Source organism: Pseudomonas shiyinii (assembly GCF_056725765.1).
In genome coordinates, this window is record NZ_CM161522.1 from 3,294,913 (window position 1) to 3,319,157 (window position 24,245).

General features: G+C 63.6%; 23 protein-coding genes and 2 pseudogenes. 10 read left to right on the forward strand and 15 right to left on the reverse strand.

The features are described from left to right. Positions 1-6 precede the first annotated feature (6 nt). Positions 7-1,362 (forward strand): HlyD family type I secretion periplasmic adaptor subunit, encoded by a 1,356-nt coding sequence (locus ACXHGZ_RS14770; RefSeq protein WP_480460393.1) that lies wholly within the window; start codon positions 7-9, stop codon positions 1,360-1,362. Positions 1,363-1,699: 337 nt separating this feature from the next. On the opposite strand, the gene ACXHGZ_RS14775 is transcribed toward ACXHGZ_RS14770, so the two are convergent. From ACXHGZ_RS14775 to ACXHGZ_RS14790, 4 genes and pseudogenes are all read right to left on the reverse strand, one after another. Beyond that, positions 1,700-2,293 (reverse strand): tRNA-uridine aminocarboxypropyltransferase, encoded by a 594-nt coding sequence (locus ACXHGZ_RS14775; RefSeq protein WP_480460394.1) that lies wholly within the window; start codon positions 2,291-2,293, stop codon positions 1,700-1,702. Positions 2,294-2,368: 75 nt separating this feature from the next. Then, positions 2,369-3,349, reverse strand: a pseudogene (locus ACXHGZ_RS14780) (methyl-accepting chemotaxis protein); the annotation flags it as partial. Between the two features lie 303 nt (positions 3,350-3,652). Then, positions 3,653-3,934: pseudogene (locus ACXHGZ_RS14785) on the reverse strand (PAS domain-containing protein); the annotation flags it as partial. Between the two features lie 139 nt (positions 3,935-4,073). Beyond that, positions 4,074-4,967: a LysR family transcriptional regulator gene (locus ACXHGZ_RS14790; RefSeq protein WP_084858443.1), complete on the reverse strand. Its 894-nt coding sequence runs from the start codon at positions 4,965-4,967 to the stop codon at positions 4,074-4,076. Between the two features lie 225 nt (positions 4,968-5,192). On the opposite strand from ACXHGZ_RS14790, the gene speB reads away from it, so the two are divergent. Together speB and ACXHGZ_RS14800 are read left to right on the forward strand one after the other, a co-directional pair. Then, positions 5,193-6,143 carry an agmatinase gene (speB, locus tag ACXHGZ_RS14795; RefSeq protein WP_043209365.1) on the forward strand — a complete coding sequence of 317 codons (951 nt, stop codon included), beginning with the start codon at positions 5,193-5,195 and terminating at the stop codon, positions 6,141-6,143. A 179-nt stretch (positions 6,144-6,322) separates the two neighbouring features. Further along, entirely contained in the window at positions 6,323-7,702 is a 1,380-nt protein-coding gene (locus ACXHGZ_RS14800; RefSeq protein WP_480460395.1) for a sodium:solute symporter family protein, read from the forward strand. A gap of 73 nt (positions 7,703-7,775) precedes the next feature. Here the strand turns inward: ACXHGZ_RS14800 and ACXHGZ_RS14805 are convergent, their stop codons facing one another. Together ACXHGZ_RS14805 and ptrR are read right to left on the reverse strand one after the other, a co-directional pair. Beyond that, positions 7,776-7,904, reverse strand: a complete 129-nt coding sequence (locus tag ACXHGZ_RS14805) for a PA1414 family protein (protein ID WP_256543834.1) — start codon at positions 7,902-7,904, stop codon at positions 7,776-7,778. 124 nt (positions 7,905-8,028) lie between these two features. Next, positions 8,029-8,922, reverse strand: coding sequence for a putrescine utilization regulator PtrR (gene ptrR / locus ACXHGZ_RS14810; protein ID WP_480460396.1), 894 nt, complete (start codon positions 8,920-8,922; stop codon positions 8,029-8,031). 106 nt (positions 8,923-9,028) lie between these two features. On the opposite strand from ptrR, the gene ACXHGZ_RS14815 reads away from it, so the two are divergent. Continuing rightward, entirely contained in the window at positions 9,029-10,198 is a 1,170-nt protein-coding gene (locus ACXHGZ_RS14815; RefSeq protein ID WP_480460397.1) for an MFS transporter, read from the forward strand. Between the two features lie 72 nt (positions 10,199-10,270). On the opposite strand, the gene ACXHGZ_RS14820 is transcribed toward ACXHGZ_RS14815, so the two are convergent. After that, positions 10,271-11,197 (reverse strand): DMT family transporter, encoded by a 927-nt coding sequence (locus tag ACXHGZ_RS14820; protein ID WP_084858439.1) that lies wholly within the window; start codon positions 11,195-11,197, stop codon positions 10,271-10,273. 106 nt (positions 11,198-11,303) lie between these two features. Further along, positions 11,304-11,696, reverse strand: coding sequence for a transcriptional regulator (locus ACXHGZ_RS14825; RefSeq protein WP_084858438.1), 393 nt, complete (start codon positions 11,694-11,696; stop codon positions 11,304-11,306). A 161-nt stretch (positions 11,697-11,857) separates the two neighbouring features. Between ACXHGZ_RS14825 and ACXHGZ_RS14830 the strand changes: the two genes are divergently transcribed. After that, positions 11,858-12,130 carry a hypothetical protein gene (locus tag ACXHGZ_RS14830; RefSeq protein ID WP_084858437.1) on the forward strand — a complete coding sequence of 91 codons (273 nt, stop codon included), beginning with the start codon at positions 11,858-11,860 and terminating at the stop codon, positions 12,128-12,130. Positions 12,131-12,181: 51 nt separating this feature from the next. On the opposite strand, the gene ACXHGZ_RS14835 is transcribed toward ACXHGZ_RS14830, so the two are convergent. Continuing rightward, a complete protein-coding gene (locus tag ACXHGZ_RS14835) occupies positions 12,182-13,546 on the reverse strand; it encodes a DEAD/DEAH box helicase (RefSeq protein ID WP_411969540.1) in 1,365 nt (454 codons plus the stop codon). Positions 13,547-13,651: 105 nt separating this feature from the next. On the opposite strand from ACXHGZ_RS14835, the gene ACXHGZ_RS14840 reads away from it, so the two are divergent. Further along, positions 13,652-14,953, forward strand: a complete 1,302-nt coding sequence (locus ACXHGZ_RS14840; protein ID WP_480460399.1) for a mechanosensitive ion channel family protein — start codon at positions 13,652-13,654, stop codon at positions 14,951-14,953. A 6-nt stretch (positions 14,954-14,959) separates the two neighbouring features. Here the strand turns inward: ACXHGZ_RS14840 and ACXHGZ_RS14845 are convergent, their stop codons facing one another. The 5 genes from ACXHGZ_RS14845 to ACXHGZ_RS14865 all read right to left on the reverse strand — a co-directional run bounded on the left by ACXHGZ_RS14845 (position 14,960) and on the right by ACXHGZ_RS14865 (position 18,626). Continuing rightward, complete coding sequence (locus ACXHGZ_RS14845; protein ID WP_084858431.1) at positions 14,960-16,159, reverse strand: type II toxin-antitoxin system HipA family toxin; 1,200 nt, start codon at positions 16,157-16,159, stop codon at positions 14,960-14,962. Then, positions 16,156-16,407 (reverse strand): helix-turn-helix transcriptional regulator, encoded by a 252-nt coding sequence (locus ACXHGZ_RS14850; protein ID WP_084858430.1) that lies wholly within the window; start codon positions 16,405-16,407, stop codon positions 16,156-16,158. Before ACXHGZ_RS14850 ends, ACXHGZ_RS14845 begins: the two co-directional genes overlap by 4 nt. A 68-nt stretch (positions 16,408-16,475) precedes the next feature. Further along, positions 16,476-17,351, reverse strand: coding sequence for a carboxylate/amino acid/amine transporter (locus ACXHGZ_RS14855; protein WP_480460400.1), 876 nt, complete (start codon positions 17,349-17,351; stop codon positions 16,476-16,478). 250 nt (positions 17,352-17,601) lie between these two features. Beyond that, entirely contained in the window at positions 17,602-18,201 is a 600-nt protein-coding gene (locus ACXHGZ_RS14860; protein WP_480460401.1) for an FMN-dependent NADH-azoreductase, read from the reverse strand. A 110-nt stretch (positions 18,202-18,311) separates the two neighbouring features. After that, positions 18,312-18,626 (reverse strand): 3-phosphoglycerate kinase, encoded by a 315-nt coding sequence (locus tag ACXHGZ_RS14865; protein WP_084858427.1) that lies wholly within the window; start codon positions 18,624-18,626, stop codon positions 18,312-18,314. 48 nt (positions 18,627-18,674) lie between these two features. On the opposite strand from ACXHGZ_RS14865, the gene ACXHGZ_RS14870 reads away from it, so the two are divergent. From ACXHGZ_RS14870 to ACXHGZ_RS14885, 4 genes are all read left to right on the forward strand, one after another. Next, on the forward strand, positions 18,675-19,598 hold the full coding sequence (locus tag ACXHGZ_RS14870; protein ID WP_480460402.1) for a LysR family transcriptional regulator: 924 nt from the start codon (positions 18,675-18,677) through the stop codon (positions 19,596-19,598). Positions 19,599-19,611: 13 nt separating this feature from the next. Further along, complete coding sequence (locus ACXHGZ_RS14875; RefSeq protein ID WP_480460403.1) at positions 19,612-20,424, forward strand: alpha/beta fold hydrolase; 813 nt, start codon at positions 19,612-19,614, stop codon at positions 20,422-20,424. Next, positions 20,418-20,975 carry a peptidylprolyl isomerase gene (locus ACXHGZ_RS14880; RefSeq protein ID WP_480460404.1) on the forward strand — a complete coding sequence of 186 codons (558 nt, stop codon included), beginning with the start codon at positions 20,418-20,420 and terminating at the stop codon, positions 20,973-20,975. The genes ACXHGZ_RS14875 and ACXHGZ_RS14880 overlap by 7 nt, the downstream gene beginning before the upstream one ends. Before the next feature lie 62 nt (positions 20,976-21,037). Next, positions 21,038-22,870: an ABC transporter ATP-binding protein gene (locus ACXHGZ_RS14885; protein WP_480464064.1), complete on the forward strand. Its 1,833-nt coding sequence runs from the start codon at positions 21,038-21,040 to the stop codon at positions 22,868-22,870. 114 nt (positions 22,871-22,984) lie between these two features. Here ACXHGZ_RS14885 and ACXHGZ_RS14890 read toward each other — a convergent pair whose 3' ends face one another. Further along, the gene (locus ACXHGZ_RS14890) at positions 22,985-24,112 is read right to left on the reverse strand and encodes a GNAT family N-acetyltransferase (RefSeq protein ID WP_480460405.1); all 1,128 of its coding nucleotides are present in this window, start codon (positions 24,110-24,112) and stop codon (positions 22,985-22,987) included. Positions 24,113-24,245: the final 133 nt, after the last annotated feature.

Sequence of the window (24,245 nt, forward strand, 5' to 3'; positions counted from 1 at the left end):
GCTCCCATGGCAATCGGGCACCGTGTACGCAGCTACGTCCAGAGCGCCGGCAAGAGCGCCGAGCGCGACTACATGCCGGAGCTGGCCGGCGCGACCTTGCAGGACGCCCCGCGCCTGTCTCGCCTGACGGTGTGGCTGGCCGCCGCGTTGCTGCTGGTGGCCTTGGCCTGGGCCAAGTTCGCGGTGATCGACGAGGTCACCGTGGGCGAAGGCAAGGCCATCCCCTCGAGCAAGGTGCAGGTGGTGCAGAACCTGGAAGGCGGCATCGTCACCGAGATCTTCGTACGCGAGGGGCAGATGGTCGACAAGGGCGCGACGCTGCTGCGCCTGGACGATACGCGGTTCCTGTCCAACAAGGGTGAGAGCGAGGCCGATCGCTACGCCCTGACCGCGCAGGTCGAACGCTTGTCGGCCGAAGCCGAGGGGCACCCGCTGGCGCTGTCGGACGAAGTCCGTGCCAAGGCTCCGCAAGTGGCCGAAGACGAGGTCGCCTTGTACGAATCGCGCCAGCGTCGCCTGGCCAGCGAGAAACAGACCCTGAACGAGCAACTGCGGCAGAAGACCCAGGAACTGGCCGAGTTCCGCTCCAAGGTCGAGCAGTATCGTTCGGCTTTGGGGCTGTTGCAGCAGGAGCTGAACATGTCGACGCCGCTGGTGGGCACCGGGGCGATTTCGCCGGTGGAGATCCTGCGCCTGAAACAGCGCACGGTGGAAGCGCGCGGCCAGCTCAACGCGACCAGCCTGGCGATACCGCGGGCGGAGGCGGCAGTGGCGGAGATCAAGAGCAAAATCCAGGAGTCCGACGCGACCTTCCGCTCCGAGGCGGCCAAGGAGCTCAACGACAAGCGCACGGAGCTGTCGAAGATCACCGCCTCGAGCATCGCCATCGACGACCGGGTCAACCGCACCACGGTGGTGTCGCCGGTGCGAGGGATCGTCAAGTTGCTGAAGGTCAACACCATCGGTGGGGTGGTCCAGCCGGGCAGCGACCTGGTGGAGATCGTGCCGATCGAGGACAACCTGCTGATCGAGGCCAAAGTCCGGCCGCAGGATGTGGCGTTCCTGCATCCGGGACAGACGGCGATGGTCAAGGTTACGGCGTACGACTACACGATCTATGGAGGGCTCAAGGGCACGCTCGAATTGATCGGCGCGGATACGGTGACCGATGACAAGGGGAATGCGTTCTACCTGATCCAGGTGAGGACCGAGAAGAACCACCTTGGCGGGGACAAGAAGCCTTTGTTGATCATTCCGGGGATGGTAGCGACGGTGGATATCATCACGGGGCAGAAGAGTGTGTTGGATTATCTGTTGAAGCCGGTGCTCAAGGCGCGGACGGAGGCGCTTCGGGAGCGGTGAGGGGGGCTTGGGCTATCGTGTAGGAAAGAGCGAAAGCGGTGGCGGCGACAGCGGCGAAAAATCATGCTGATTGGTTGGCTGTTCTGGCCCAATCGCGGGGCAAGCCCGCTCCCACAGAGACCGCACAATTCTAGAGCTCGCGCCGTCCCTGTGGGAGATTCTATGGTGCTGGACACGCTCAAATTGCCTTCGGTTGGTTTACTACTTCTCAGCCATGCAAATACGGCCCCTGTGGGAGCGGGCTTGTCCCGCGAAGGTGACTCAGCGTCGATAAAGCAAATGGCTTTATCCCAAAATCAACCAAGCAACCAGCAACCAGCAACCAGCAACCAGCAACCTACTGATGATTGCGCTCAAACGTCTCCCGCCCCATGGCCCTGATCTGCCCCTCGATCAATGCATCGAACGGCTTCAACACCTCATCGAAGCACAATGGCGACTCCAGGACATTCAACGCCTCCACCACAGCTTCGACCGTCGACAAAGCCCCCTCCCCCGGCGCCTTGCGCAATCGATAGCGCGATGCCCGCACTTCACCGAGCGTCACCCGCGGCAACGCCGCCAACGACGGATTCAGGTACAGCAGCTTGCGCGCCTTGCGCCAGGTACCATCAGGCACGATCAGCATCAAAGGCAGCTCGTCATCACCCTCGTAGGCCCGCAAGACCCCAGCCTCGTCCCCCGGAAACAACACCACCGGCCGATATCCAGGCGTCGCCAACAACCGCTCGAGATCATCGAACACCTCACCCACCCGCAACTCGCCATTGACCAGCCCAAGGGCCGCCAAGCGCGCGGTGTTCAAGGCATGCGAAGTCTCGCTCGGATGCTGCAGCACGATCACCCGGGTACGGCTGTCGAGGCTGGGAATCAATGGGCAAAGGCAATGGTCGAGCGGACGCAGGCAGCGCTCGCAACGGGGTCTGGACATAGGCTTCTCCTTACCCGCGCAGTGTGCCACAGCACACGGGCAAAGCCCCCACATCCTTGTGGGGTAAGCACGATGTCAGCGGTTGAAGCGCTCCGCCAGGCTGTGCAGGTACTCGGCCATGCGCTCCAGGTCCTGGCTGATCTCTGCGCCCTGCTTGGCCTGCCCCGCGCTCTCGTCGCACAGGTGCGCGATACGCACGATCTGCTGGTTGATGTCTTCGGCGACATGGCTCTGTTGTTCGGAAGCCGTCGCCATCTGCTGGCTCATCCCGGTGATGCGGCTGACCGCCTGGACGATGCCCGACAATGCCTGCTGCACCGCCTCGACACTCTGCACGCTGTCGCGGGAAATCTGCTCACCGCGGTTGGCCGTGCTCACCGCGCGCTCGGCCCCCGAGCGCAGCGAAGCGATGATCTGGTGGATCTCCTCGGTGGACGCGCGGGTACGCTGGGCCAGCGAACGCACCTCATCGGCCACCACCGCGAAGCCTCGCCCTTGCTCACCCGCCCGCGCCGCCTCGATGGCGGCGTTGAGCGCCAGCAAGTTGGTCTGCTCAGCGATGGAGGTGATCACATCCACCACGCTGCCGATCGACTGGGTCTGCTCGGCCAAGGCATTGACCGCCTGGCCGATATCGTTGACCGCATCGCTCATGCTGCCCATGGCCTTGAGGCTCTGCTGTGCCAGATCGCTGCCCTGCTGGGCCAGTTGGTCGGCGTCGCTGGCGGCATGGGCGGTGCTCTGCACGTTGTGGGTGACCTGCTGGATGGTCGCAGCCATCTGCGCGATGGCCGTGGCCGACTGGTCGGTCTCGCTGCGCTGACGATCGAGCATCTGCGCCTGGGCGTCGGACAGGCCTGCCGATTGCGCCGCCCGGGACTTGACCCCCACCCCTGCATCCACCAGTCGGGTCAAGGCGGTCTGCAAGCGCGCCTCCTCGCTGATGATGGCCAGGTCCAGTTGCCCCTGCAGGCCTGGGTTGTCGCTGTAGGTCAGCGCCACCAGCGGGCTGGTGAAGGCCTTGGGATGCTCGGCCAAAGTACGGCGGATGGCCTGGTTCTGCCGATGTTCGATCCAGTACCAGGCACCGAGCATGCTCGCCATCAGCACACCCAGCGCCGCATATTGCGGCAGCCAGAGATAGCCGGCGGCCGATACCAGGCCGGCACCGACCAAGGGCAGGCCATGCTGCAGCCCATGCCCCAGGCGTGCGACCAAGGGCACGGCAGAGCGATTCCCGCGCAAGCGCGCATAGAGCGCCTCGGCGCGGCGGATCTGGTCGCGGCTGGGCACCGAACGCACCGACTCGTAGCCGCTGATGCGGCCATTCTCGTAGATGGCGGTGACGTAGGCACTGACCCAGTAGTAATCACCATTCTTGGCGCGGTTCTTGACCACGCCCATCCAGGGTTTGCCCTGCTTGATGGTTTCCCACATGTGGCCGAACACCGAAGGCGGCATGTCCGGGTGGCGTACCAGGTTGTGCGGCTGGCCCACCAGCTCCTCATAGGTGAAACCACTGATCGCCACGAATGCATCATTGCAATAGGTGATGCGGCTGTTCAGGTCGGTGGTGGAGATCAGCCGCTGGTCGTCGGGGAAGGTTCTTTCGTGCTCGGTGACGGGCAAATTCATGCGCATCGTGGCAGTCCTTGCTTCATGTAGATGATGGGAAATTTCATCAAAGCAAATAGATATTTAGCAGAGTGCCATCACTCCAGTCGCGTGCCTTGGACGAAAATTTACACAGCCTGACGCAATGTTCTGAAAGCGACCCTTCTCAGCTGACGTTGAGCTGCGACTTGAGCAGGTCGCGGAAGGTCTGGATCAACGGTTCCCGGCTCCTGCCACGGCGAATGATCATGGAGAACGGTGCTTGGTAGCCAAAGGTGGCAGGCGACAGCACTCGAAGGTCGCCCTTGTCGACCCAGGCCTGGGCATAGTGCTCGGGGAGGTAGCCGATGTAGGCGCCGGAAAGAATCAGGATCAATTGCGCCTCCATGCTTTCCACCGTTGCGGCACTGTGCTTGAACCCATGCCGGGCCAGCTCTGCCTGGCTCCAGTAGCCCCGCCCGACCATGCGCTGCTGGGTGATCACCTCTTCAGGGACCCGACGCTCGCCGAACAGCGGATGCCGACTGCTGCAGTATAGCCAGTGCTGCTCACGGTAGAGCGGCTGGTACACCAGGCCGCTCATGCGCGAGGAGAACGCGCCGATGGCCAGGTCCAGGCGATTGTCCTGCACGCCCAGTTGCAGCTCGTAGGGGCTGGACACCGACAGGTGCAGGTGCACCGCCGGATGCTCCTGGCTGTAGGCACCGATGGCCTCGGCCAGCGGCAAGGCCCGGTCACCGACCGTGGAGTCGATCACCCCCAGGTTAAGGGTGCCGCGCAGTTCGCCCTTGAGGGCCGCGGCATACTGTTCGAAACCATCGAGCTCGGCCAGCAGGCGCAGGGTCTCCTGGTGGAACAGCTCACCCTTGCTGGTCAGGCTGAAGCCCCCTCGGCCACGGTGGCACAGGACGATACCCAGGGCACTTTCCAGCTGGCTCATGTAGGTGCTGATGGCCGAAGTGGAGAGGTTCAGCTCACGCTGGGCATTGGCGAAGCCCTGGTGGCGGACCACGCTGACGAAGATACGCAACAGTTTCAGGTCGGGCAGTGAAGAGGCCATGGCGCAGCGGTTCCGCAGGGTGGAGATCGGCAGAGTCTAACCCGCTACCGAGCATTAGTTTAGAAATTCCTGAAGTAAGTATTTGCGTGTAGCGATTCCTCCCGCCCACTACCTTGCGCAGACTTGGTCGCAATGTCCCTGCCCGCCGGCGCCACCCTGCCAGCCAGGCTCGCGGCGGCACAGGTTCGAACAAACAGAACAATCGACCGACTGATGAGGCCCACCGTGGAAAAGATTCTCCACCAACCACTGGGCGGCAACGAAATGCCGCGTTTCGGCGGCATCGCCACCATGCTCCGTCTTCCCCACCTGCAAAGCGCCGAAGGCCTGGACGCCGCGTTCATCGGCGTACCGCTGGACATCGGTACCTCGCTGCGCTCGGGTACCCGCTTCGGTCCGCGGCAGATCCGTGCCGAGTCGGTGATGATCCGCCCGTACAATATGGCCACCGGTGCCGCGCCATTCGACTCGCTGTCGGTAGCCGACATCGGTGACGTGGCCATCAACACCTTCAACCTGCTCGACGCTGTGCGCATCATCGAAGAAGCCTACGATGAAATCCTCGAGCACAACATCATCCCCCTGACCCTCGGTGGCGACCACACCATCACCCTGCCGATCCTGCGCGCACTGCACAAGAAGCACGGCAAGATCGGCCTGGTGCATATCGACGCCCACGCCGACGTCAACGATCATATGTTCGGCGAGAAGATCGCCCATGGCACTACCTTCCGCCGTGCCGTGGAAGAAGGCCTGCTCGACTGCGACCGTGTAGTACAGATCGGCCTGCGCGCCCAGGGCTATACCGCCGATGACTTCAACTGGAGCCGCCGCCAGGGCTTCCGTGTGGTACAGGCCGAGGAGTGCTGGCACAAGTCGCTGGAACCGCTGATGGCCGAAGTACGCGAGAAGGTCGGTGGCGGCCCGGTGTACCTGTCGTTCGATATCGACGGCATCGACCCGGCCTGGGCACCGGGCACCGGTACCCCAGAGATCGGCGGCCTGACCACTATCCAGGCGATGGAGATCATCCGTGGCTGCCACGGCCTGGACCTGATCGGCTGCGACCTGGTCGAGGTCTCGCCGCCCTACGACACCACCGGCAACACCTCGCTGCTGGGCGCCAACCTGCTGTTCGAGATGCTCTGCGTGCTGCCAGGCGTCGTGCGCCGCTGACCTGCAGGCGCGGCCTTGCGCCGCGCCTACGGCTAGCACGACACGAGCAACTGCTTGACCCCGGCAGGAGCCATGAGGGAGGGCCATAGAGGCCCGCCAACACAAGACAGGACCGCCGGGCGCCGTGAGTCGCCTGACTGGTCGATCTCGCCATAATAAAGATAATCGGGAGACCCCCAATGGCCTTGGACATCATCGTTGTACTGATCTATGCCGCCGGCATGCTCGGCCTCGGCTGGTATGGCATGCGGCGTGCGAAGACCCACGAAGACTACCTGGTGGCCGGGCGCAACCTCGGCCCGACCCTGTACATGGGCACCATGGCCACCACCGTACTGGGCGGTGCCTCCACCGTCGGCACCGTGCGCCTGGGCTATGTCCATGGGATTTCCGGCTTCTGGCTGTGCGCCGCACTGGGCCTGGGTATCATTGCGCTGAACCTGTTCCTCGCCAAGCCGCTGCTGCGCCTGAAGATCTTCACCGTCACGCAGGTACTGGAACGCCGCTACAACCCGATGGCACGCCAGGCGAGTGCGGCGATCATGCTCGCCTATGCGCTGATGATCGCGGTCACCTCGACCCTGGCCATGGGGACCGTGCTGCAGGTGTTGCTCGATGTGCCGTTCTGGATGGCCCTGCTGTTCGGCGGTGGCGTGGTGGTGGTGTACTCGACCATCGGCGGTATGTGGTCGCTGACCCTGACCGACATCGTCCAGTTCATCATCAAGACCGTGGGCCTGATGTTCATCCTGCTGCCGGTGTGCCTGTACAAGGCCGGTGGCTGGGACACACTGGTGGCCAAGCTGCCGGCGGCCAGCTTCAGCTGGACCACCATCGGCTGGGACACCATCATTACCTACTTCCTGATCTACTTCTTCGGCATCCTGATCGGCCAGGACATCTGGCAGCGGGTGTTCACCGCCCGTGACGAGAAGGTCTGCCAGCGCGCCGGTACCACCGCAGGCATCTACTGCGTACTGTACGGCCTGGCCTGCGCCCTGATCGGCATGGCCGCCCATGTGCTGATGCCGGACCTGGCCAACCCGAACAACGCGTTCGCCGAGATGATCAAGGGCCAATTGCCCGAGGGCATCCGTGGCCTGCTGATGGCCGCAGCCCTGGCTGCGATGATGTCCACCGCCAGCGCCGGCCTGCTGGCTGCATCGACCACCCTGACCGAGGACCTGCTGCCCAAGCTGCGTGGCGGCAAGCAATCGAGCCTGGGCGTCAACCGCCTGTTCACCCTGCTTACTGGCTTGGTGGTGTTGGGCATCGCCCTGGCGGTGAACGATGTGATCAGCGCTCTGACCCTGGCCTACAACCTGCTGGTGGGCGGCATGCTGATCCCGCTGATCGGGGCGATCTTCTGGAAGCGCGCCACCACCGCCGGGGCGATCTCCAGCATGTCGCTGGGCTTTGCCACTGCACTGTTCTTCATGTTCAAGGACGGTCTGGATGCCAACACCCCGATCTACTACAGCCTAGCGGTCGGCCTGGTGAGCTTCGTGGTGGTCAGCCTGCTGTCGCGCTGCCCGGTGGGGGCCGTCAACCTGGCCTGAGCCTTGGGCAGGCGTGGAAAGCCGCCATGACTGAAAAGGCCGCTGCATCATCGGATGCGGCGGCCTTTTCGTTTCAGCGGCGACGCGGTTGGCGCTTGCGCTGCTCTTCGTCGGTAGGGATCGGCACCGGCTGCAGCGGAGGTGGGAGCAAGCCCAGGGCGACGGCGAGGTCGTGGAGCCAGTTGTACATTCGATTGTTCATAAATGCCCCCTCACGGGTCAGCCTCACGGCGATTCAATCCTGCGATGCTTCATACAGATCATAGTCCCATGTCCTGTATTACGCATGCCTCTGTTCCTACAGATAAGGGCGAGTTTGACGCGGATCAAGCGCAAACGCCGCCTGCCGACGGTCGGTCAATTGTTTCCCCTTGTTGCATGTCGATCCAAGCCTGCAGGTTGGCGCCGCACATGCCCTGGCGCCACATCAGCCAAGTGACCGCATGGTCGAAGGGTGCCTGCAGGCGGTGGGCACGAACCTGGTCGCGCCCAGGCAGGCTGTCGAGCATGGACTGCGCCATCAGTGCCACCCCGGCCCCGGCGATTACACAGGCCAGCATGCTCTGGTACGACTCGACCTCCATGACCCGGCCCATGGGCGTATGGTCATGGGCATACCAGGCCTCCAGGCGCATGCGATAGGAGCAGCCCTGGCGGAAGGTGAACACCGCCTTGCCGGCAACATCCCGGGCGCTATGCACCGGGGCATGCTCGGGCCGCGTGATCAGCACCAGAACCTCCTCGCACAACGGCACACCATCCAGCCCGGCCAAGCTCGGCGGGCCATCGACCAGGGCCGCGTCCAGGCGATGCGCCAGCAGCCCTTCGAGCAACTCACCGCTGGGCGCCGCCCGCACCTGCAGGTTCACCGCTGGGTAGGCCTGGTGATAGCGGGCGAGCAAGGTCGGCAGATGAATCGCCGCGGTGCTGTACATGGTGCCGAGGGTGAAATCACCGGCTGGCTGGCCGCCCTGCACTGCGGCCATGGCCTCGTCACGCAGGGCGGATAGGCGATCGGCGTAATCGAGCAGCACCTTGCCCGCCGGCGACAGCTGCAAGCGCTGGCGCTCGCGCAGGAACAACTCCACACCCAACTGCTCCTCCAGCTGGCGCAAGCGGGTCGACAGGTTCGACGGCACCCGGTGCAAGCGTTCGGCGGCCCGGGTCACCGACCCCTCTTGCGCGACGGCCTGGAAAATGCGCAGTTGGCTGAACTCCATTACCTTCTCCAAAACAGAACAACTTTATCATCATTATTCAATTTTTTTGAAAGTCAATCCGCCCTACCCTGCCACCCATCGCGTCTTTTGGTGCAGGAGTCTTCGCATGTCCCCCCTCGTACAACTGCTGGCCAGCGCCGTGGCCCTGATGATGGCCATGGGCATCGGCCGCTTCGCCCTGACCCCGCAACTGCCGCGCTTGATCGCCGAAGGCCAGATCGACCTGACGGCGGGCGGCCTGGTGGCTGCCGCCAACTACCTGGGCTACTTTCTCGGCGCGGTGGACGGCATGTTCGCCCGCCGCCCGGCCCAGGTCCGCCTGCGCCTGCATGCCGGCCTGTGGCTGTGCGTGCTGCTGACCCTCGCCTCGTGGGCGGCACAGGGTTTCTGGAGCCACCTGTTGCTGCGCTTCGGGACCGGTGTGGCCAGCGCCTGGGTACTGGTGATGATCACCAGCCTCAGCCAGCAACTGGCCGCCACCCACGCTCGCCCTCGCCTGGGAGCGCTGGTGTTCGCCGGGCCCGGCATCGGCATCGCTGTCACCGGCTTGCTCGCCCTGGGGGCCCACCTGATGGGCCTAGGGTCAGCGACGCTGTGGCTGATCTATGCGCTGGCCGCCCTGGTGATGTTGTTGGCCGTGCTGCCGTGGTTGCCCCGGATGCAACCGACCACGGCGGTTCCGGCCGTACCCCAGGACGGCACCACCCAGCCGGGCATCGCGCGATTGGGGTTGGTCTATGGGCTATATGGCATCGGCTATATCCTGCCGGCGACCTTCCTGTCGCAGATGGCCAGCCAGCAGTTCCACGGTCAGTGGCAGGCCGATCTGTTCTGGCCAGCGTTCGGCCTGGCGGCTGCGTTGGGGGTAGTGCTGGTCAGCGTGCGACGCCCAGCCCGCACGTCCCATTGGCTGAGCGCGACGCTCTGGTTGCAGGGGCTGGGGGTACTGGCCTGCCTGTTGGGCAACGGGTTCGGCCTGGCCCTGGGCGTGCTGTTGTGCGGGGCGCCGTTCCTGGCCTGCATGCAGCTGGTGATGCGGCGTTCGCAGGAGCTGGCGCCCCACGCCACCCAGCGCAACGCCGGGCTACTCACTGCCTGCTTCGCCCTCGGCCAGCTCAGCGGGCCGCTGCTGGCGGCCGTGAGCAACCATTACGGTGCGAGCCTGCAGCCTGCCTTGCTGCTCGCTGCAGGTGGGTTGGGTGTCGCCGGGGGGTTGGTGTTGGTTGGCGAACATGGGGGGCGGCTTCAGCCGGTCGGGCGTTGTACTTCGACTTGACGGCGCCGGGGCTGCGCTGCAGCCCTTTCGCGGCGCAAGGCCGCTCCTACAGGGCGGCGCGGCTGCGCCTGTTCAGCCGACCAGCTTGCGCAATTGCTGGCGCACCCAAGGCTCGGCGCTGACGAGGATGACCCCGCACAACACCATCACCGCGCCCAGTACGAAGTTCAGGCTGAGCGGTTCACCCAGCAACACCACACCAAAGGTCACGCCGAACAGCGGCGTGATGAAGGAGAACACCGCAAGGTTCGATGCCAGGTACTTGCGCAGCAGCCAGAACCAGGTCAGGTAGCTGATGAACGACACCACGATGGCCTGGAACAGCACACTGCCCGCTGCCAAGGGCGTGAAGGCGACCATGCCCACCTGCCCACTGATCACGGCGATCAACAGCAACCCGACGAAGCCCACCAGCAATTGGTAGAACAAGGTCAGGTCGGCAGGCGCCTCCGACAACCGCGACCCGCGCACCACCACTGTGGTCGCGCCCCAGGCCAGGCCCGCCAGTACACCGAAGGCATCGCCGAGCAGCACCCGGCCATCGAGCTGGTCCCACGACAAGCCACCGGCAAAGGCCATGGCAATGCCGCCGAACGACAGCAGGATGCCCAGCCACTGCAACAGCCGCAGCCGCTCGCTCGGCAACATGAAATGCAGCCCCAGGGCGGTGAACACCGGTGCGGTGTAGAGGAACACCGACATGTGCGCTGCGGATGTCAGCTTCAGGCCTTCGGCGATGAACAAGAATTCCAGGCCGAACAATACGCCCGACAGCAAGCCCGCCCGCCAGGTGCTGCCCACCATGCTCCAGCCACCCCGCCAGCACACCAGGATCCCCACCAGTACCGCGGCGATCCCTGAACGCAGGGCCGCTTGCATCACCGGTGCGATATCGCTGGCAGCCCATTTGATCATCACCTGCTGGCTGCCCCAGATCAGGCACAGCACCAGCATCACCTGCAGGGCGAAGGCATCGGTGTTCTTGCGGGCCGCGCTCATGGGCGGCCCCCTTGGCGTATCGATGGCATGGGCACGGTCTCGACGATGGCAGACAAGCGCCGATTATCGGGTTTGCAGCCTTCCCCGCGCCAGCCTCAAAACGACCTCAGGCGATCTGAGCTTTTGCCGCCACCTGTTCGAACGTCGTCTCGTCCAGGGCATCGTCCTGCTCGTCCAACACCTGGCGCGGGTGCTCGAAGCCAGGGATGCTGCTGTCGATCAGGCTGAGCAGGCGCGAACCACGCTCGGTGAGGACGAAGTTCTCGCCGTTGCCGCCGTCCTCTTCCGGCCGGCTTTCGATGAAGCCACGCTCGAAGAGGATCTTCTCGTATTCGCAGGCACGGGTCTTCAAATGGTCCAGGTCGCCCACCGGCTGGCCGGTGGCGGCCAGCGCCGCCGCATGCTGCTCGGCATAGGGCCGTGGCGTGAAGCTGTGGCCGGCGCTGTTTTGCACTTCATGCAACAGACGCTCGATCAAGTCCCAGTCGTAGGTGCTCATGGAGGTGGCCTCCTGCTGTGAACGGTTGGGGTACACAGCATGGGACCGAAAGGCAGTGCGGGGTGTTCCAAGTGAAAATCGGCAACAGGCTGCCGTTATCGGCCTGAACTTCCAGGCGCCACACTTTTCAACCGCATATACCCTTGCTGGAGATCGAACGGATGAAACGGTTACTGCCCCTGGCCTGTGCCAGCGCCCTGTTGTACGCCCTGCCCAGCTGGGCCTGCACACCGGAGGAAGCCACCCAGAAACGAGAGGAACTGGCCGGGCTGGTCACCCAGCTGACCGAGCAGGATCCGCAGAAGGCCAAGGAGATCAACGAGGAATTGCAGGGCATGGACCTGGGCACGGCCAGCAAGGACCTGCCGGACAAATGCCAGTTGATTGACAAGCGGATCAAGGAATTGAAGGAAGCGGAAACCAAGGCGGACTAGAGCACTGCCTTCAGGGCTGCTTTGCAGCCCTGAAACCAGGCCGCCAGAACATCACTCAGCCTTCGGTGCCCGCTTCTTCAACGGCGCCATACCATCGGCACTGGCCAGAGGCGCCTTGGCCTTGGGCTTGGCAGCCGGCTTGCGCTTGGCGGTAGCGCCCTTCTTCTCGGCGGCCTTCTTCTCGACCTTTTTCTTCTTGGTGCCAGCCGCCTTGCCGGAGGCCTTGACCTTTTTCGGCCCGTTGTAGGTGCCCTTGACCTCCTTGATGACCCGGCGCTCGAACTGCTGCTTGAGGTAGCGCTCGATGCTCGACATCAGGTTCCAGTCGTTGTGGCAGATCAGCGAGATCGCCAGGCCTTCGGCGCCGGCACGACCGGTACGTCCGATACGGTGCACGTACTCGTCGCCACTGCGCGGCATGTCGAAGTTGATCACCAAGTCCAGACCGTCGATGTCCAGGCCGCGGGCGGCCACGTCGGTGGCGACCAGCACCTTGGAGCCGCCCTGCTTGAAGCGATCGATGGCTAGCTTGCGGTCCTTCTGGTCCTTTTCGCCGTGCAGCACGAACGCCTTCACATCCTTGGCCACCAGATGACCGTAGATGCGGTCGGCCAGAGCCCGGGTATTGGTGAAGATGATCGCCTTCTGGTAGGTCTCGTTGGCCAGCAGCCACTGGACGATCTGCTCTTTGTGCTGGTCATGGTCGGCAGTGATGATCTGCTGGCGGGTGCCTTCGGACAGCTGCGAGACGCTGTTGAGCATCAGGTGCTCGGGGTCCTTGAGCACCTTACCGATGATGTCGCGCAGCGCCGCGCCACCGGTGGTGGCCGAGAACAGCAGGGTCTGCTCGCGGTTCTCGCACTCCTTGCACAGGCGCTCCATGTCTTCGGCGAAGCCCATGTCGAGCATGCGGTCGGCTTCGTCCAGCACCAGAACCTGGACGTGGGAGAGGTCCAGGTTACCGGCGTTCAGGTGTTCCAGCAGACGGCCCGGGGTGCCGATCAGGATGTCCGGAACCTTGCGCAGCAGTGCGGCCTGCTCCTTGAAGTCCTCGCCGCCAGTGACCAGCCCGGACTTTACGTAGGTGAACTGGGAAAAACGCTGCACTTCCTTGAGGGTCTGCTGGGCCAACTCGCGGGTTGGCAACAGGATCAGTGCCCGGATCTCCACGCGACGCTGGCGCAGGTCGACCAGGCGGTTGAGCAGCGGCAGCACGAAGGCGGCGGTCTTGCCGCTGCCGGTCTGCGCGGTCACCCGCAGGTCACGCCCTTGCAGGGCCAGGGGAATGGCCGCCGCCTGCACCGGGGTCGGCTCGACAAAGTTCAGCTCGGCCACGGCTTTGAGCAGGCGTTCGTGCAGGGCGAATTGGGAAAACACGGGTGTACCTCGGGCAGTCGCTGGAAATTCAAGTTGCATAGGGTAACGTTTTCCGTGACGGACGCCGAATTTCTTTTGGCACCTTGGCGCCAATCCGCGTTCTAATGGGCCTTCGTTTTCGCAATACAGACCCGTCTAACCCTCATGGATATCCAACGACTCTGGAAAGACGCCCTGGACCTCTGGGGCACCCTCGACCAACACCCCATGCTGCACGCCGCCCTGGGCCTGGTGGTCCTGCTGGTCATTTCCCTGCTCATCGGCCGCCTGGCCCGCTTCATGGTGCTGCATGCCAGCCGCCTGCTGGCCCGCCAGCAACCGCTCAAGTGGCTCGACGACCTGCGCCACAACAAGGTCTTCCACCGCCTGGCCCAGACCACGCCCTCACTGGTGATCCAGTTCGGCCTGAAGCTGGTGCCGGAGCTGGGCGAAACCGCCCAGCACTTCCTCGGCAACGTGGCCCTGGCCTTCACCCTGCTGTTCATGACCATGGCCCTGTCGTGCCTGCTCGATGCCCTGCTGGACATCTACGCCCGCACCGAGCACGCCCGCACGCGCTCGATCAAGGGCTACGTGCAGCTGGCCAAGATGATGCTGTGGATCTTCGCCGCCATCGTCATCGTCGCCACCCTCATCGACCGCTCGCCGCTGTTGCTGCTCTCGGGCCTGGGTGCCATGTCGGCCGTGCTGCTGTTGGTCTACAAGGACACCTTGCTGTCGTTCGTCGCCAGCGTGCAGTTGACCAGCAACGACATGCTGCACGTCGGCGACTGGATCGAGATGCCCCAGGTCGGCGCCGACGGCGACGTGGTGGACATCACCCTGCACACGGTCAAGGTACAGAACTTCGACAAGACCATCGTCTCCATCCCCACCTGGCGCCTGATGAGCGAGTCGTTCCGCAACTGGCGCGGCATGCAGCAGTCCGGCGGGCGGCGCATCAAGCGCAGCCTGTTCATCGACGCCGCCGGCGTGCGCTTCCTCACCGCCGAAGAAGAGCAGCGCCTGGGCCAGGTCCGCCTGCTGGGCGACTACCTGAAACAAAAGCGCCAGGAGCTGAGCACCTGGAACGAAGCCCTGGGACCTGTGGCCGAACTCGCCGCCAACCGCCGCAAGCTGACCAACATCGGCACCTTCCGCGCCTTCGCCCTGGCCTACCTGAAGAACCACCCCGACGTGCAGCAAGGCATGACCTGCATGGTCCGCCAGATGCAGACCACGGCCGAGGGCGTGCCGCTGGAGATCTACTGCTTCACCACCACCACCGCATGGGCCGAGTACGAACGCATCCAGGGCGATATCTTCGACTACCTGCTGGCGGTGTTGCCCGAGTTCGGCTTGAGCCTGTACCAGCAACCCAGCGGCAATGACATGCGTATCGGGCTTGCCGCCAGGCCTCTGGCCACTCACGAGCCGAAACGGTTGAGCGAGCTGAGCGAGGCCTAGCCGTTTTCAACCGAAGGTCATCTCGAAAGGCTGCGCGCTCTTTCTGATGGCCAGGGCAACTTCTGGTGCCCGCTCCACCAGCGCCTGCTGGTGGAGCAATGTTCCCTCTACGGCCTGAAGGATTTCACATATTCGTCCACCTGGATCTTCGACACGGCAACGTTTACCGAATTCGAGCAAGTAAAGGCGGGATGCGAACATGGATTTCTGGTTGTTCAATGTCAGCGCCAAGGCATCATCCGGCAGATAAGCCGTGGTGTTGACGATGTCATAGGCTGGAGCCAACACGGCATCGTTGGCATCTGGCGTGCTGTAGAGCAACCCGAAGTTCTTGAGGTGGGCATCGCCATTGCCAACGATGCAACTCAACGCAACGATATCGAACAACCTGTGCAAGCTATCGACCTGCGTCTCCACTGCCCCAAAGACCTCGATGGCCTTGGCGATCTGTTCATAGCTCTTGCTGTACTTCTGCTCCGTGCCCACCCCCATGAGCACTGCCATGTCTTCGAAGCCCAGCGGGTTCAGCTCGGCGTCCCGGTCGAACCGCCGCATGACAAACATTTTCATGTCCTTCGACAAATAGAAGGGCGGCGTAGAAATACCCGCAGCGCTGGCAATCGACATGCACAGGTACTCATTGATGGCCAGGTGGGGAAAAGCGTCCCGACCACTTTTTATTATCAGTTCCGAAGTGAGCGCGGTGGCCTTGAGCGGCGTATCGACCAACTCCGGAACCAGCACCTTTGGCTGAACACCTGAAATACCGGAGCGCAGAATGTACCGATGCACCAATTCACTGAACAGGTCCTGTGCGCCATCCCAAGCCAGAATTTCTTCCAATCGCTCGCCCTTGGCTCCAGGCACCTGCTGGTCCAACAACCGCTCTACCTCCGGAGCGCTCACCGACACCCGGCCAACCGGCGAATTGCTGCCGGAAATGGCCAACAACAGCATGGGGTCGACTTTGACCAACTTCGCCAGCCTGAACTTCAACTGCTCCAGCAAAAAACCTTCCGGCAGGTTCATCTGAAACAACGGATGCAATTCGCGCTGGAAATAGTCCAGGCGCCTCGGCGGCATGGTCAAGCTGACGCAGCGAGAGGGCTCGATGCCGTCGTATCGAAAAACATAGTCACCGGCCATTTCCCGGAAAACTCGACCGCTTGGCCCAAGTGGCGTGGAGACCTGCAATTCTGCATTCACGCGAAGACATCCCCAAGTTCATCGAGCGTGGGCATTCGCCTGGGCACAACCTCCAGCTCACACCCCAACGCACTCAAGGCTCGACAGTAATAGGACATCGCGACGGTAAGCGAACCCTTTTCAATTTCACCAAGTTTCTGCCGGGTGATACCGATACGTTGGGCAAGCTCGACCTTGGACCATCCGCGATGTTTGCGCAGGGTTTCGATGCTGCGTCCGATTCGCTCAGCAATCAAGGCGTCACTCATGTCACGCTAACCTTACAAATGATGACAAATGTAATGTATACATAACAAAAGAGGGTTTCCACTGGTCGTTATGTCCGGCTGCCCAACGGTAGGGGCCGGCGACTACCCAACCGGCTCATCCACACCGACGCCACGATGATCGCCCCGCCTACGAACAGCCGCCCCAGCGGCTCGTCCTGGTTCCAGATCAGCAGGTTCAGCAACAACCCCACCGGCACGTGCAGGTTGTTCATCACCGCCAACGTGGCCCCCGGGACCAGGCACGCGCCCTTGTTCCACCAGTACAGCCCCAACGCCGTCGGGACCAGCCCCAGGAACAACAGCACCAGCCATTGTGTGTCGGTCGCTGGCAAGTGCTGGTAGTTGCCGAACAACAGGAAGGCGGGCAGCACGACGATCAGGGCGCCCAGGTAGAAATAGCCAAAGCGCCGGTAGTGCGGCAGGTCGCTGGGGTGCCGAGCCACCAAGTGGCGATACATGACTTGGCCTGCTGCATAGGTGAAGTTGGCCAGTTGCAGCAACAGGAAGCCCATGAAGAAGTCACCGCTGATGCTGTCGAAGCGGATCACCGCAGCGCCCGCCACGGCCACCAGGGCGGCCAGCAGCGCCCAGAAGTTGAAGCGGCGGTTCAGGGCGTCTTCGATCAGGGTCACGTGCAAGGGCGTGAGAATGGTGAACAGCAGCACCTCCGGCACCGTCAGCACGCGGAAGCTCAGGTACAGGCACACGTAGGTGATGCCGTACTGCAACGCCCCGATCAGCAGCATCGCGCGCATGAAGCGTGGCTCCACCTGGCGCCAGCGGGTCAGCGGCAGGAACACCAGCAAGGCCAGCACCACGCGCGCCAGCACTGCGAAGTAGCTGTCGACGTTGCCGGCCAGGTAGACGCCGATCAGGTTGAAGGAAAACGCCTGGATCAGCGCGACGATTATCAGGTAGCCCATGGTTGCCTCTTGAGTATCAAGGCGGCGACCTTAGCGGGTTGAGCCGAAGCAGTTCAACCATGCGCAGTGTAGGGGCAGTGCCAACCCATTCGCGGGTAAACCCGCTCCCACAGGTTGCGGGAGCGGGCTTGCCGTGAACAGGTCAGTCCTGCATGGCGAAAAAACGAACATAAAAAAGCCCGGCCATCAGGCCGGGCAGGTACACCCAAAGGAGCAACAGGGTGTCAGGGGGTTGGGAATGCGTTGCGCGTCAGGCCACCGCGGCCAGCCTGGCCTTGGCCTGGTTCAGGCCTTTCTCGTGGAACTCGCTGCTGATGTTCAGGCCTTCGGCGTGGATGAAATCCACCTCATGAATGCCGATGAAAGCCATCACCTGGCGCAGATAGGGTTCCTGGTGGTCGCTGGTGGCACCGGCGTGGATGCCGCCACGGGCAGTCAGGACAATGGCGCGCTTACCGGTCAGCAGGCCTTGCGGGCCGGTCGGGGTGTACTTGAAGGTGATGCCGGCGCGCAGCACGTGGTCCAGCCAGGCCTTGAGGGTGCTGGGGATGGTGAAGTTGTACATCGGCGCCGCCATCACCAGCACGTCGGCCGCGAGCAACTCCTCGGTCAGTTCATTGGACCGCTCCAGTGCATCCACTTCTGCGGCGCTGCGCTGCTCTTCAGGCTTCATCCAGCCGCCGAGCAGGTTGGCATCCAGGTGCGGCACAGGGCTCACCGCCAGGTCGCGCAGCTTGATCTCGTCGCCCGGATGGGCCGCTTGCCACTGCAGGATGAAATCCTGGGTCAGCTGGCGGGAAACGGAATCCTGCTGGCGGGCGCTGCTTTCGATGATCAATACGCGGGACATGGAAGCCTCCATCGGCGAACAAAGGGTTGCGATTCGATGGAGGTGAGATTAAAACTTGACCTATCGATAAAAAAGCGTAAAAAGTGGGTGAAATCTATCGACTATTCCGTTTATTCGGCTTTGCAGTTCACCGCGATGCGCAGCTTGATGATCTGGCGGTTGAACTTGGCGGTGACGTCCACGCTTTTGCCCGCCGGTACATTCACCCGGCGCACCCGCGGCGCCTCGGGGCCGTTGCGGAAGGTCACCTTGCAAGCCGCCGGGACTTGCCCGTAGTTGTTCAAGGTGATGCTACCGATGTCGTAGGCCGTGTCGTAGGTGGTGTAGTCCAGCTTGACGCCGGCCAGTTCCTTCTCCACCTCGATGGGGTAGGCCATGGCCCCCAGGGGCAGGCACAGCAGCAATGCCGCACAAGATTTCTTCATTGGGCGCTCTCCTTGGAAGAGCGCAGCTTAGGACAACAGGAGCCGAAGATGAAAGCGCCACGCGTAACCCTGGATCAGTGGCGAACCCTCCAGGCAGTGGTCGACCACGGCGGGTTCGCCCAGGCCGCCGAAGCCCTGCACCGCTCGCAATCGTCGGTCAGCTACACCGTGGCGCGCATGCAGGAGCAGCTGGGCGTGCCGCTGCTGCGCATCGATGGGCGCAAGGCGGTGCTCACCGAAGCCGGCAATGTGCTACTGCGCCGTTCACGCCATCTGGTCAAGCAGGCCAGCCAGCTCGAGGACCTGGCCCACCACATGGAGCAAGGCTGGGAGGCCGAGGTGCGCGTGGTGGTCGATGCCGCCTACCCCAGCGCCCGCCTGGTCAGGGCGCTGAGCGCCTTCATGCCGCAAAGCCGCGGGTGTCGGGTACGCCTGCGCGAGGAGGTGTTGTCCGGCGTCGAGGAAGTGCTGCACGAAGGCATTGCCGACCTTGCCATCAGCAGCTACAGCATCGGCGGCTACCTGGGCGCCGAACTGAGCTCGGTGGAATTCATCGCCGTCGCCCACCCCGAGCACAGCCTGCACCGCCTGGGCCGGGAAATCACCTTCCAGGACCTGGAAAGCCAGTTGCAGGTGGTGATCCGCGACTCCGGCCGTGCCCAACCGCGGGATGTCGGCTGGCTCGGCGCCGAGCAGCGCTGGACGGTCGGCAGCCTGGGTACCGCCGCCACCTTCGTCAGCAGCGGCCTGGGCTTTGCCTGGCTGCCCCGGCACATGATCGAGCGCGAGCTGCGCGACGGCGTGCTCAAGCCGCTGCCGCTGGATCAAGGTGGCAGCCGTCACCCACTGTTCTACCTTTATTCGAACAAGGACAAGACCTTGGGTCCGGCCACGCAGATTCTCATCGAGCTGCTGCGCAATTTCGACACAGCGCCATTGGACGTGCCCTTCGCAGCCCCCCCGCAAGCCTGAGAGGACCGCGCCCATGGCCTATTTCGAGCACGAAGGATGCACGCTGCACTACGAGGAATACGGCCAGGGCGAACCCCTGGTGCTGCTGCATGGCCTGGGCTCGAGCTGCCAGGACTGGGAACTGCAAGTCCCGGTGTTGAGCCGCCATTACCGGGTGATCCTGATGGATATCCGCGGTCATGGCCGCTCCGACAAACCTCGCGACGGCTACCAGATCGCGACCTTCAGTGCCGACCTGCTGGCCCTGCTGGAGCACCTGCAGACCGGCCCGGTGCACGTCGTCGGCCTGTCCATGGGTGGCATGGTGGGTTTTCAGTTCGCCGTCGACCACCCCGCCTGGCTACGCAGCCTGTGCATCGTCAACAGCGCCCCTGAAGTCCGACGCAACTCGATCGCTCACTGGATCTGGTGGATCAAACGCTGGAGCCTGGCGCGCATCCTCAGTGTCGAGACGATCGGCAAGGGCTTGGCCGAGCGGCTGTTCCCCAAGCCAGAACAAACCGAACTGCGCCACAAGATGGCCCAGCGCTGGGCGCGCAACGACAAGCGCGCCTACCTGCGCAGCTTCGATGCCATCGTCGACTGGGGTGTGCAGGCGCGCATCGGGCAGATCCGCTGCCCGACCCTGGTGATCGCCGCCGACCACGATTACACCCCGATACAACTCAAGGAACGCTATGTCGCCCTGATGCCCCAGGCGACACTGGCGGTGATCACCGATTCCCGGCACGCTACTCCCCTCGACCAACCCGAGGTCTTCAACCAGACCCTGCTGCACTTCCTCGCAGCAGCTTCCACTTCTCAAGGATCTTTGAGCCCATGCTGAAAAAACTCCTGCTCACCGCCTGCTCGGTCGCCTTCGCCACCAGCGTCATGGCTTCGGACAAGACCCCTCACGTCGTGCTGGACACCAGCTTCGGCCAGGTCGAGATCGAGCTGAACGCCGAAAAGGCGCCGATCAGCACGAAGAACTTCCTCGAATACGTCGACAGCGGCTTCTACAACAACACCATCTTCCACCGCGTGATCCCAGGCTTCATGGCCCAGGGCGGCGGCTTCACCGACCAGATGGTGCAAAAGCCGACCCGCGACCCGATCCGCAACGAGGCCAGCAACGGCCTGGCCAACACGCGCGGCACCCTGGCCATGGCGCGTACCTCCGACCCGAACTCGGCCACCAGCCAGTTCTTCATCAACGTGGCCGATAATGATTTCCTCAACCCAGGCCGCGACCGTGGCTACGCGGTGTTCGGCAAGGTGACCAAGGGTATGGAGGTGGTCGACCAGATCGTCAACTCGCCTACCACCATCAAGCAAGGCATGCGCGATGTACCGGCGGACCCGGTGTACATCAAGTCCGCCAAACGCATCGACTGATCGCAGGTCTCACAAGGATGTGAACCCGCCTTGAGGTCGGATGGAACAGGAGTGTGTCCACCATGTTGTACCGCCGCTTCGAACAGCTGATCGACATTTTCCGCGAGGCGCCCAGCGACGCGCCGCCAAGCCAGGTATGGCCGTTCTACCTGTATTACCTGCGCCAGGTCTGGCCCAGCTTCATCGCCCTGCTGGTGGTCGGCCTGGTGGCCGCGCTGATCGAGGTGGCCATGTTCAGCTACCTGAGCCGGATCATCGACCTGGCCCAGGCCACGCCGGGCACCGAGTTCTTCAGCCGGCACAGCGGCGAGTTGGCCTGGATGCTGGTGGTCATCCTGGTGCTGCGGCCGGTGTTCTTCGGCCTGCACGACCTGCTGGTGCACCAGACCATCAGCCCGGGCATGACCAGCCTGATCCGTTGGCAGAACCACACCTACGTGCTCAAGCAGAGCCTGAATTTCTTCCAGAGCGACTTCGCCGGGCGCATCGCCCAGCGCATCATGCAGACCGGCAACTCCCTGCGCGACTCGGCGGTACAGGCCGTGGACGCACTCTGGCACGTGCTCATCTACGCCATCAGCTCCCTGGTACTGTTCGCCGAGGCCGACTGGCGGCTGATGCTGCCATTGCTGGCCTGGATCGCCTGCTACATCGCCGCGCTCTATTACTTCGTACCCCGGGTCAAGGAACGCTCGGTGATTTCCTCCGACGCCCGCTCCAAGCTGATGGGGCGCATCGTCGATGGCTACACCAACATCGCCACCCTCAAGCTGTTCGCCCATACCGACTACGAACAGCAGTACGCCCGTGAGGCGATCAGCGAGCAGACCGAGAAAACCCAGCTGGCCTCGCGGGTGGTCACCAGCATGGACGTGGTCATCACCGGCCTCAACGGCCTGTTGGTGGTGGGCACCACGGGCCTGGCCCTGTGGCTGTGGAGCCAGTCGCTGATCACCGTTGGCGCCATCGCGCTGGCCACGGGCCTGGTGATCCGCATCATCAATATGTCCGGCTGGATCATGTGGGTGGTCAATGGCATCTTCGAGAACATCGGCATGGTCCAGGACGGCCTGCAGACCATCGCCCAGCCGGTCAGCGTCACCGACAAGCCTGGCGCCCCGGCACTGCAGGTCAGCCGTGGCGCGGTGCACTTCGACCATGTGGACTTTCACTACGGCAAGGGCAACAAGGTCATCGACGGCCTGGACCTGGACATCCGCCCCGGCGAGAAGATCGGCCTGATCGGCCCTTCCGGCGCCGGCAAGTCGACCCTGGTCAACCTGTTGCTGCGTCTGTACGACGTGGACAGCGGGCGCATCCTCATCGACGGCCAGGACATCGCCGAGGTCAACCAGGCCAGCCTGCGCGCGCAGATCGGCATGATCACCCAGGACACCTCGCTGCTGCATCGCTCGATCCGTGACAACCTGCTATATGGCCGGCCGGATGCCAGCGAGGCGCAAGTCTGGGAGGCCGTGCGCCAGGCCCGGGCCGACGAGTTCATCCCCCAGCTCTCCGACGCCCAGGGGCGCACTGGGTTCGATGCCCATGTGGGCGAGCGCGGCGTCAAGCTCTCCGGTGGCCAGCGCCAGCGCATCGCCATTGCCCGGGTGCTGCTCAAGAACGCGCCGATCCTGATCATGGACGAAGCCACCTCGGCGCTGGATTCGGAAGTCGAGGCGGCGATCCAGGAGAGCCTGGAGACCTTGATGCAAGGCAAGACGGTGATCGCCATCGCCCACCGCCTGTCCACCATCGCCCGTATGGACCGGCTGGTGGTGCTGGACCAAGGGCGCATCGTCGAAAGCGGTACCCATGCCGAGCTGCTGGCCGAGCGCGGGTTGTATGCGCGGTTGTGGCATCACCAGACCGGTGGCTTCGTCGGGGTGGATTGACCGCTCCATCGCGCAACAGCCATCGCGGGACAAGCCCGCTCCCACAGGCTCAGCGCCATCCGCCAGAAGGGTGGTGAACCTGTGGGAGCGGGCTTGTCCCGCGATTGGGCCCGCTCAGGCCCTCCGGTAAGGCAACATCTCCCGCGCCTGCTCGGCATAGGCCCTCACCCCTGCCCGCTCCTGCTCGAGGAAATCCCCCACTGCCCGACGCAACCCCGGGTGCAGCAGGTAATGCCACGACCGGGTCAGTACCGGCTCGAAGCCACGGATCAGCTTGTGCTCGCCCTGGGCCCCGGCATCGAACCGCTGCAGCCCTTCTTCAATGGCGAACGTCATGCCCTGGTAGAAACAGGTTTCGAAATGCAGCCGGTCGAATTCATCCAGGCAACCCCAGTAGCGCCCATACAGGCTGTCATCACCGACCAGGCTCAGGGCCATGGCCACCTCGCGCCCGTGCTGGTGGGCCACCACCACCCGCACGGCCTCGGGCATGCGCTCGGCCAGCAGGCTGAAGAATTCGCGGGTCAGATAGGGCGTACGGCGCCGCACCGCATAGGTGTTGGCATAGCACAGGTAGACGAAGTCCCACTGCGCCTCGCTCAGTTCCTCACCGCGCAACCAGCGGAAGTCGATCCCCTGCCCGGCCACCTGCTCGCGCTCCTTGCGCATCTGCTTGCGCTTGCGGGAACTCAGGGTATCGAGGAAATCCTGGAAGTCGCGGTAACCGCGGTTATGCCAGTGGAACTGGCAACCCAGGCGCTCCATCCACCCTGGCAAGCCGGCAATGCGCTCGTCGAGGGCGCTGTCGGTGAAGTTGATGTGCGCACCGGAGAGCTCACCCTTGCCCAGGTACTCGGGAATGGCCTGCAGCATGAGCAACCCATCGGCTGGCTCGGCCGCCAGCAGGCGCGGACCGCTCACCGGGCTGAACGGCACCGCGCCGAGCAGCTTGGGGTAGTAGCGGATGCCCGCGCGTTCGCAGGCATCGGCCCAGCCATGATCGAACACGTACTCACCGAAGGAGTGCCATTTGCGGTAGGCAGGCAGCACTGCACGCACCTGCCCATCGCGTTCCAGCACCAGATGCTCGGCCGCCCAGCCGGTCGCGGGCGCGACGCTGCCGCTGTCCTCCAAAGCACTGAGGAAGGCGTGGCGCAGGAACGGCTGGCCGCAAGGCACCAGGGCATCCCAGGTCGCCGCCGGCAGGTCACGTAGATGGGCAAGGCTGTACAGGCTGGTCACGATGTCGACTCACAGGCCAGGAAGTGGCCAGTATCCCCAAGTGGGTCGCGACACTCAAATGAACGCGCACACTCAATCTCGCTTAACCGCAGTGCCATCAAATAGACATTATTCTGTCATTCCTCCCCGCAAT